The 8,293-nt window shown below is 73.5% G+C and carries 8 protein-coding genes; 1 reads left to right on the plus strand and 7 read right to left on the minus strand.

Annotated elements, in window-relative coordinates:
• Positions 1-306: 306 nt before the first annotated feature.
• The 7 genes from DQW06_RS05525 to DQW06_RS05555 all read right to left on the minus strand — a co-directional run bounded on the left by DQW06_RS05525 (position 307) and on the right by DQW06_RS05555 (position 6,825).
• A complete protein-coding gene (locus tag DQW06_RS05525) occupies positions 307-1,299 on the minus strand; it encodes a sigma-70 family RNA polymerase sigma factor (protein ID WP_013152308.1) in 993 nt (330 codons plus the stop codon).
• Between the two features lies 1 nt (position 1,300).
• A complete protein-coding gene (locus DQW06_RS05530) occupies positions 1,301-1,684 on the minus strand; it encodes a VOC family protein (protein ID WP_013152307.1) in 384 nt (127 codons plus the stop codon).
• 9 nt (positions 1,685-1,693) lie between these two features.
• On the minus strand, positions 1,694-2,083 hold the full coding sequence (locus DQW06_RS05535; protein ID WP_013152306.1) for a VOC family protein: 390 nt from the start codon (positions 2,081-2,083) through the stop codon (positions 1,694-1,696).
• 249 nt (positions 2,084-2,332) lie between these two features.
• Positions 2,333-3,952 (minus strand): MFS transporter, encoded by a 1,620-nt coding sequence (locus DQW06_RS05540; protein WP_117198085.1) that lies wholly within the window; start codon positions 3,950-3,952, stop codon positions 2,333-2,335.
• 121 nt (positions 3,953-4,073) lie between these two features.
• Positions 4,074-4,925: an ABC transporter permease gene (locus DQW06_RS05545; RefSeq protein WP_026338765.1), complete on the minus strand. Its 852-nt coding sequence runs from the start codon at positions 4,923-4,925 to the stop codon at positions 4,074-4,076.
• Positions 4,926-4,972: 47 nt separating this feature from the next.
• Positions 4,973-5,986 (minus strand): ATP-binding cassette domain-containing protein, encoded by a 1,014-nt coding sequence (locus DQW06_RS05550; RefSeq protein WP_117198086.1) that lies wholly within the window; start codon positions 5,984-5,986, stop codon positions 4,973-4,975.
• Positions 5,983-6,825: an alpha/beta hydrolase gene (locus DQW06_RS05555; protein ID WP_117198087.1), complete on the minus strand. Its 843-nt coding sequence runs from the start codon at positions 6,823-6,825 to the stop codon at positions 5,983-5,985. Before DQW06_RS05555 ends, DQW06_RS05550 begins: the two co-directional genes overlap by 4 nt.
• A gap of 328 nt (positions 6,826-7,153) precedes the next feature.
• Here DQW06_RS05555 and DQW06_RS05560 point away from each other — a divergent pair, with 328 nt between their 5' ends.
• The gene (locus tag DQW06_RS05560) at positions 7,154-8,203 is read left to right on the plus strand and encodes an NAD(P)-dependent alcohol dehydrogenase (protein ID WP_071621756.1); all 1,050 of its coding nucleotides are present in this window, start codon (positions 7,154-7,156) and stop codon (positions 8,201-8,203) included.
• The last annotated feature ends 90 nt before the right edge of the window (positions 8,204-8,293 follow it).

The following is an 8,293-nucleotide window of genomic DNA, read 5'->3' on the forward strand; positions in this document are numbered from 1 at the left end:
GCCGAAGCCCTTTTCGCCGTTGAACCACTTGACCTTGCCGGTCGCCATGGGTGTTCCTCTCGTTCGGGAGTATGAAGAAAACCGCGGTCTGACGATTTTCCCGTCACTGCGGCAATAACCCGAAAAAGATGTACATCCAACGGGAATCACGACTGCAACTTCACTGAATCTAGCACACCTTCTCTCCCGTGCCACAGAAATACCGTGTGTCACATGGCACGGAGAAACGTGGTAACGATCCGCCCGGAGAACGCGTTGGCCCCGGCTTCCCGCGACCGCCGACGGCCGCCCGCGCGTCCCGCCGCCTCAGCGGCGCGGGGACAGCACGGCGGGCAGCCCGAAGTGCCGGAAGAGCGAGGTGTCGAAGAACATCACCGCGTGGGCGACCGCGTCTCCCCCGGGTGCCAGCTCCAGCACCTGGATCCCGAACGCCCGGTGGACGCCGTCGCCGCCCCGCATGTACAGCGCGAAGGCGGGCTGCCCGTTGGCCCCGGTCGGCACCAGCGCCATGTCGCCCGGCCCGCTGGCCGGGCAGTGGGCGGCGATGAGGCGGCCGATGTGCCCGGCGCCGCGCACCCACGTGGCGAAGGGCGGCATCTCGAACACGGCGTCGGCGGTGAACACCTCGGTGATCGCCGAGATGTCGTAGGACTCGAACGCGTCGACGTACCGGTCCAGGACCTCGCGCTGCTCCGGCCGGGGCTCGGCCACCTCCTCCTCGGCGGGGGTGACCCGGGCCAGCTGGGCGCGGGCCCGCTGGAGCAGGCTGTTGACCGCGGGGACGGAGACGCCGAGGGTGTCGGCGACCTCGGCCGCGCTGTAGCGCAGCACGTCGCGCAGGATCAGCACCGCCCGCTGCCTGGGTCGCAGGTGCTGGAGCGCGGCGACCAGGGCCAGGCGCACGCTCTCCCGCGCGGCCACGACCGTGCCGGGGTCGTCCGCGCCGACCAGGGCGTCGGGCACCGGCTCCAGCCAGGGCAGCTCCGGGCGGTCGGCCAGTTCGCCCTCGGGCTCGGCGGCGGGCCCGCCGAGCCCGGTGGGCAGGGGCCGCCGTCGGCGCCTGTCCAGGGCGGTCAGACAGGCCGTGGTGGCGATCCGGTGGAGCCAGGTGCGCAGGCTGGAGCGGCCCTCGAACCGGTCGTAGGCCTTCCAGGCGCGCAGGTAGGTCTCCTGCACCAGGTCCTCGGCGTCGTGCACCGACCCCAGCATGCGGTAGCAGTGCGCGAACAGCTCCCGCCGGTAGGGATCGGCGGCACTCATGAAGTCCTGGTCGGACGCGTGTTCCACCACGACCGTCACGTTACGCCTCCTGTATGACAGAACACACGTTCCCGAACGGGTCGGCGAACCACGCCACCGTCGGGACGCCCCGCGAGATCCCCTTGCCGTCCTGGTCGAAGCCCTCGTAGCGGAGCGTTCCGACGCCGCGGCGGGCGAGCTCGTCCACGACGGCGTCGATGTCGTCCACGGGGAGGTTGAGCACGGTGAAGCCCGCGGGCTCGTGGTCGGGCTTGGGGTAGACGAGGACCGCCCGCCCCTCCCCCAGGTCGATGCTGAGCAGGCCGTGCTCCTCCATGCCCTCCACGGGCCCGACCGTGAGCCCGAGGGTGGTTCCGTAGAACTCCCTGGCCCGGTCGGGGTCGCGGACGGCGAAGGAGCCGAAGGCCCTGGTGGTGTCGAACACGGTCCTCTCCTAACTCTCGCGCGCCATGGCGGCGCGGTGCTCGTCGCTGAGCTGGATGATCTGGACGTGGTTGCCGTCGGGGTCGACGGCGGTGCCGAACAGGCTGCCGTCGCGGTCCTCCAGGGGCGCCAGCCACCCGGTGCCCCGGGCGTCCACGCGGGCGGCGACGGCGCGGGCGTCGTCCACGTCGACGTTGAGGATCATGCGGGTCGGGTCCCCCGCCCTGGGCGCGACGTCGTCCCGGCGGTCGATGAGCAGGTGGAAGGTGCCCAGGCGCAGGACGCGGTAGCCGTCCATGTCGATGTCGTCCTGGGGGGAGAGGACGTCGGCGTACCAGTCGTGCAGGCGGTCGGGGTCGGTGGTGGCGAGCAGCATGCCGTCGAGGTTGGGGCGTTCCATGATGTCCTCCGGGTGGTGTCCGGGTCCGCGTCATCGGGTGCGGGCCGCAGTGCCGGTCGGCACCGCCGGTCCCGGGCCCGCCGGGTCCGGGACCCCTGCCGGGGGCCTTCGGTCCCGGGCGGGTCCAGATCCGGTGCTCGGTGCCGCTCACCCGTACTGACTCGCCGGGGTGCGCGGACTCATCGGCCCGCGGCGGTTCTGCCGCCACCGTTTTTCGGGCGGGGCCCACCGCCACCGGTTCCCCTCCCGTCAGCCGCCCGCCGGTCCGGGCGCCGGGGCGCTCGCGGCCCCGGCCTCGGGCGTGTCCGCGGCGCTCTCCCCCTCGGCGTCCACCGGTGCCTCCGCCGGTTCGCGCTCCGGCGGTGTCCCCGACGGCGCGGGGCGCAGCAGGACCACGGCGGCCACTCCGAACACGGCCATGGCCAGGCAGCCGATCACCCCGACCAGGTTGATGCCGGAGGTGAAGGCCTCGCGCGCCGGACCGAGCAGGCTCTCGGCCAGGCCCGCGGGCAGCTCCGCGGCCACGGCCACGGCGGCGGGCAGGGTCTGGCCCGCCTCCTCGGGCAGGCCCTCGGGAACGCTGGCCTCGGCGCGGTAGACCGCCGAGGCCAGGCTGCCCAGCAGGGCCACGCCCATGGCGACGCCGAACTCCCCGCTGGTCTCGGACATCGACGCGGCGGCCCCGGCCCTCTCCCTGGGCGCGGAGCCCACCACGATGTCGGTGACCAGGGCGGCGCCGGGCCCCAGCCCCACCGAGGCCAGCAGCAGCCCGGCGACCACGAGCGCTGTTCCGCCCTCGACGGGGACCAGGAACAGCAGGGCGAACCCCGACGCGGTCACCAGCATGCCGCCGCCGATGACGTTGGCCCGGCCCACGCGCGCGGCCAGCGGCCCTCCGGCCATGGTGGCGGCGATCATCGCCAGCGCCGGGGGCACCTGCCACATCCCCGCGACCAGCGAGGAGTGCCCGGCGACCATCTGGAGGTACTGGCTGATCAGCAGGAACGTGCCGCCCATGGTGACCGCGCCCGCCATCATCACGCCCAGCGCGACCCCGAAGGAGGGCTGGCGGAACAGGGCGAGGTCCAGCAGCGGGTCGGGCAGGCGCAGTTGGCGGCGGGCGAACACCGCGCCCATGACCAGCCCGAAGGCGAGGGAGGCGAGCGGTCCGAGGAGCGGCCCGCCCTCGGCGACGGCCTTGAGGCCGTAGACGACCGGCAGGATGGCGGCCAGGGACAGGGCGACGCTGACCGGGTCCAGCCGACCGGGTTCGGGCGCGCGGTGCTCGGGGAGCAGCAGGGGCGCGCACACCAGGAGCAGCAGCATGACGGGGACGCCGAGCAGGAACACCGACCCCCACCAGAACCACTCCAGGAGGAGTCCGCCCACGACCGGTCCGATGGCGGTGCCGCCCATGAAACAGCTCGTCCACACCGAGATGGCCACCGCGCGCTGGCGCGGGTCGGTGAACATGTTGCTGATCAGGGCCAGGGTGGAGGGCATGAGGGTGGCTCCGGCCACGCCCATGAGAGCGCGGGTGGCGATGAGCGCGGCGGAGCTGGGCGCGAAGGCCGCGGCCACGGAGGCCAGGCCGAAGACGGCGGCGCCGATCATGAGCAGGCGCCTGTGGCCGATGCGGTCGCCGAGGGTGCCCATGGTGATGAGGAACCCGGCGATCATGAAGCCGTAGACGTCCATGATCCACAGCAGCTGGCTGCCGGAGGGCCGCAGGTCGGCGGCCAGGTGGGGCAGCGCCAGGTAGAGCACGCTCATGTCCAGTGAGAGCAGCAGGGTGGGCAGGGCCAGCACCCCGAGCCCGAGCCACTCGCGCCCTCCCGCGCGTGCGGGGGTCGGCTTCGCGCCGTTCATCGTGGTCGTCCTCGTCCGTCGGATCCGCACGGTGCGGTTCGTTCGTGTGTACGGACTCCGAAGGCTGAGAGAACTCATCGGCCTGGACCGGAGACGTTCCGGGTAGCGCCGTGTCAGTGCCTCAGCGGCTCAGCCGCCGGAAGCGCCGCAGCGCCAGCGGCACGAAGACCATCATCAGCACCAGCGGCCACACCACTGCCATGAGCAGCGCGTTCTGCGCGATCCAGGAGTCGTTGGCCGCCACCGGGTTGCCGAACAGGTCGCGGGCCGCGATCACCGTCGCCGACAACGGGTTCCACTCGGCCACCGGCACCAGCCAGTCCGGCATGGTGTCGGTGGGCACGAAGGTGTCCGCGACCATGGCCAGCGGGAAGACCAGCGAGAAGAACTTCATCGCCGCCTCCGGACTGCGCACCACCAGCCCCAGGTAGATGCCGATCCAGGTGAAGGCCAGGCGCAGCAGCAACAGCAGCCCCAGGGCCGCCAGCGCGGAGAGCGGGCCCTCGTGCCACCGCCAGCCGACCAGCAGCCCCATTCCGGCCAGCACGGCCAGGTCCACCACCGCGGAGAGCACGTCGGCCAGGCTGCGCCCGGCCAGGAGGGAGGCGGGGGCCATCGGCAGCGTGCGGAACCGGTCGACCACGCCGCGCCCGGCGTCGGTGACCACCGCGATCGTGGTGTTGCCGATCCCGAAGGCCATGGTCAGCGCGAACAGCCCCGGCATCAGGAACTCGCGGTACTCCTCGCCGGGCGCGTCCATGACCGCGCCCATGGCCTCGCCGAAGACGAAGCCGAACAGCAGCACGGCCAGGACGGGGACCATCAGCGTGCCGACGAGTTCGTCGGGCTTGTACACCAGGTGCAGCAGGTAGCGGCGCGCCACCACCCAGGTGTCGGCCACCGCCCAGCGCGTCCGCGCCAGGGGTCCGGGCTCCTCCGGAACCGGACGTTCCACCTCGGTCACGGACGCCATGACGCCTCCCTCCTCCGGGGCCGGCGGCCCCGCCTCGGTCACGGACATCATGAACCCTCCCCGCGCGTGCCCTGACGGCCCGTCAGCCCCAGGAAGACGTCGTCCAGGGTCGGGCGGCGCAGGGCGATGTCCTCCACGTCCAAACCGGCCTCGTCCAGGGCGCGCACCACCTTGGCCAGTCCCGCGCCCCGGCCGTCGAAGGGCACCGACACCCGCAGGGCGTCGGCGTCCACCTCGGGCAGGGCCCCGGCCACGCGGCCCAGGACCTCCCCGACGGGCGAGAGCGCGTCCGCGTCGGCGACCACGGCCTCCACCCGGCCGCCCCCGACCCGGGACTTGAGCTCCTCGGGGGTGCCCTCGGCGATGATCCTTCCGGAGTCGACCACCGAGATCCGGTCGGCCAGGCGGTCGGCCTCCTCCAGGTACTGGGTGGTCAGCAGCACGGTCGTGCCGCCCTCGGCGAGGTCGCGCACGGCCCGCCAGACCTCGGCGCGGCTGCGCGGGTCCAGGCCCGTGGTGGGCTCGTCCAGGAACAGCACGGCGGGGTCGGGGATCAGGCTCGCGGCCAGGTCCAGGCGGCGGCGCATGCCGCCGGAGTACTCGCGCACCGGGCGGCGGGCGGCGTCGGTGAGGCCGAACCGCTCCAGGAGTTCGGCGGCCCGGGCCCGCGCCGCCCGCGCGCGCAGGTGGTGCAGGCGGGCGAACATCTCCAGGTTGCGCCGCCCGTCGAGGACCTCGTCCAGGGCCGCGTACTGACCGGCGAAGCCGATGCGCGAGCGCACCCGCGCGCTCTGGCGCGCCACGTCGAACCCGGCGACGCGCACCTGTCCGGAGTCGAAGCGCAGCAGGGTGGACATGATCCGCACGGCGGTGGTCTTGCCCGCGCCGTTGGGCCCCAGCAGCGCGTGCACCGCGCCGGGGGGCACCTCCAGGTCGAAGCCGTCCAGGGCGGCGCGGCCGCGGGCTCCGGGGTAGGCCTTGCGCACGTCCCGGGCCAGGATCACCGGGTCGGCGGTGCGGTGCCCGGCTGCACGGTCGTCGACGGCGGGTGCGGGTCTCACGACGCCGCCCCCTCGACCGGGGCCCCGGCGGCCGGGCGCCAGCCCGGGCGCGTGCGCTGGGCGGGCACGTCCGGCCGGGTGACCTCGTCGTGGCGGCCCAGGCCGATGAGGGCGATGTTGCGCACCGACTCGCTGCCCTCGGCGTAGTAGGAGCAGTGGCCGGGGATCGGGCCGGTGGCGAAGGCGGTGGCGCCGAACCCGGGGCGCAGCGGCGAGGGCCCGTGGCCCAGGTCCCGCCAGCGTCCCCGGGGGAAGAAGCGGATCCAGTCCGCGGGGCCCAGCGCCGCCCACAGGTTCCCGGTGAAGCCCAGGTCGGCGACGGAGTTCCCGCCCATGCCGGGGCTGCCCAGGGCCACGCACTCGTCCACGCGCCCGTGTCGCAGGGCCAGCCCGCACACGACGGTGCCGTAGCTGTGCCCCACCAGCGTGATGCGGGCGGTACGGGGCAGGAAGGCCGTCAGGCGGGCCAGGTCCTCGGCGCCGCGTTCGGCCGGTCCCCGGAAGGCGGCCTCGGCGAAGCCGCGCGGGGTGTCGTAGCCGACCCAGACCACGACGGCGGAGCGCTCCTCGGGGGCGAGGGCCCGCATGGTGCGCAGGACCGTCCCCCCGTTGACCCGGGGCCGGGTGGGGCGGTTGGCGTCGAAGTAGTTGCCCAGGTAGTTGTCGTTGCCCGGGACCAGGACCACGATGTGGTCGGCGGCGGCCACGTCGCCCAGCGCCTCGACGATGCGGCCGTCTCCGGCCTCGTCGTGGGCCAGGAGCCGCAGGCCGTGCCACTCGCGCTCCTCGTAGCGCAGGGGGGTGGGGGGCGAAGCGTGACGTGGGCCCGCCGCGATCATGACTCTCCTGGGGAAGTTCGAGTGCCGACAGGTGGGGGGAACGGACCCTTTTCACGCTAGGTCCGCGGCGGGGTCGGCCTCCATGGCGCTGTCCCCCCGAACCGGGTCTGGCGTTGACCACCCGGTTCGGTAGTGGTGGCACCACACCCGGCCGTACGGCGCACGGTCAAATTCCGACTAAAGCGACAAATAAGACGAAAGGCTTTCGGGTAGGTGGTGGGCGGACAGCCGTGAACTGGACGGACAGTGTCGAGCGGCCATACGGGCGCCGAGAAATACGGTCGTCGCGCGCCGGTGCCCGCTCTCCGCGAGAGCCTGGGGGTACTCCATGCGAGCCGTGGTCTTCGAGAACTACGAGCGGTTCCCGTCACTCACCGACGTTCCCGTGCCCGAGCCGGGGCCGGGCGAGGTCCTGCTGCGGGTGGCGGGGGCGGGCGCCTGCCACTCCGACGTCAGCGTGTACCGCCACTTCAAGGAGGGGCAGGCCGGAGCCCAGAAACCGCCGTTCGTCCTGGGGCACGAGAACTCCGGATGGGTGGAGGCGCTCGGCGACGGCGTGAGCGAGCGCGTACGGGTCGGCGACGCCTACATGGCCTACGGCCCGATCGGCTGCGGACACTGCCGCATGTGCGTCCGGGGCCAGGACACCTACTGCGAGAACGCGGCGACCATGCCCTACCTGGCGGTGGGCCTGGGACGCGACGGCGGCATGGCCGAGTACGTGACCGTGCCCGCCCACCACCTGGTCCCGCTGGGCGACGCCGACCCGGTGGAGGCCGCGCCGCTGTCGGACGCGGGCCTGACCCCGTACCACGCGATCAAGGAGGCGCTGCCGCACCTGGAGGGCGGCGGTCGGCACGCCCTGGTGATCGGCCTGGGCGGGCTGGGGCAGATCGGCGTGCAGATCCTCAGGGCGCTGACCGGCGCGACGGTGATCGCCACCGACGTCAAGGCCGAGCCGCGGGCCTGGGCCGAGCGCAACGGCGCGGTCACGGTGGGGGCGGGCGCGCACCAGGTCGAGGAGATCCGCGAGATCACCGGCGGCCGGGGCGTGGACGCGGCCTTCGACTTCGTGGGCGTGACCCCCACGATCGCGACCGCGGCGGCGTCGATGGCCCGGGGCGGGCGGCTGACCGTGGTCGGGATCGCGGGCGGCACGCACGAGTTCTCGTTCTTCACCAACCCGTACGAGTCCTACATCACCAACACCTACTGGGGGACGGTGGGAGAGCTGTGGGAGGTGGTGGACATGTACAAGGCGGGGCAGATCCGTCCGGAGGTCGAGAGGTTCGACCTGGGGGACGCCCTGGAGGCCTACCGGAGGCTGGAGGCCGGGGAGGTCTTCGGCCGCGCCGTGGTGGTGCCGCACCAGGGCTGACCGCCCCGGGCGACTCCGCCCGACCGGCGGGCCGGCGCGACGCGCACCGGGGGCGACCGCCCAGGGGGTTCGCACGACCGGCGGGCCCCG

Source organism: Nocardiopsis sp. TNDT3 (assembly GCF_003427465.1).
GTDB lineage: Bacteria > Actinomycetota > Actinomycetes > Streptosporangiales > Streptosporangiaceae > Nocardiopsis > Nocardiopsis dassonvillei.

Coding starts and splice junctions, on each gene's coding strand:
- DQW06_RS05535 (WP_013152306.1), bottom strand. CDS start 2,083: ATGGAACGCCCCAACCTCGACGGCATGCTGCTCGCCACCACCGACCCC.
- DQW06_RS05540 (WP_117198085.1), bottom strand. CDS start 3,952: ATGAACGGCGCGAAGCCGACCCCCGCACGCGCGGGAGGGCGCGAGTGG.
- DQW06_RS05545 (WP_026338765.1), bottom strand. CDS start 4,925: ATGGCGTCCGTGACCGAGGTGGAACGTCCGGTTCCGGAGGAGCCCGGA.
- DQW06_RS05555 (WP_117198087.1), bottom strand. CDS start 6,825: ATGATCGCGGCGGGCCCACGTCACGCTTCGCCCCCCACCCCCCTGCGC.
- DQW06_RS05560 (WP_071621756.1), top strand. CDS start 7,154: ATGCGAGCCGTGGTCTTCGAGAACTACGAGCGGTTCCCGTCACTCACC.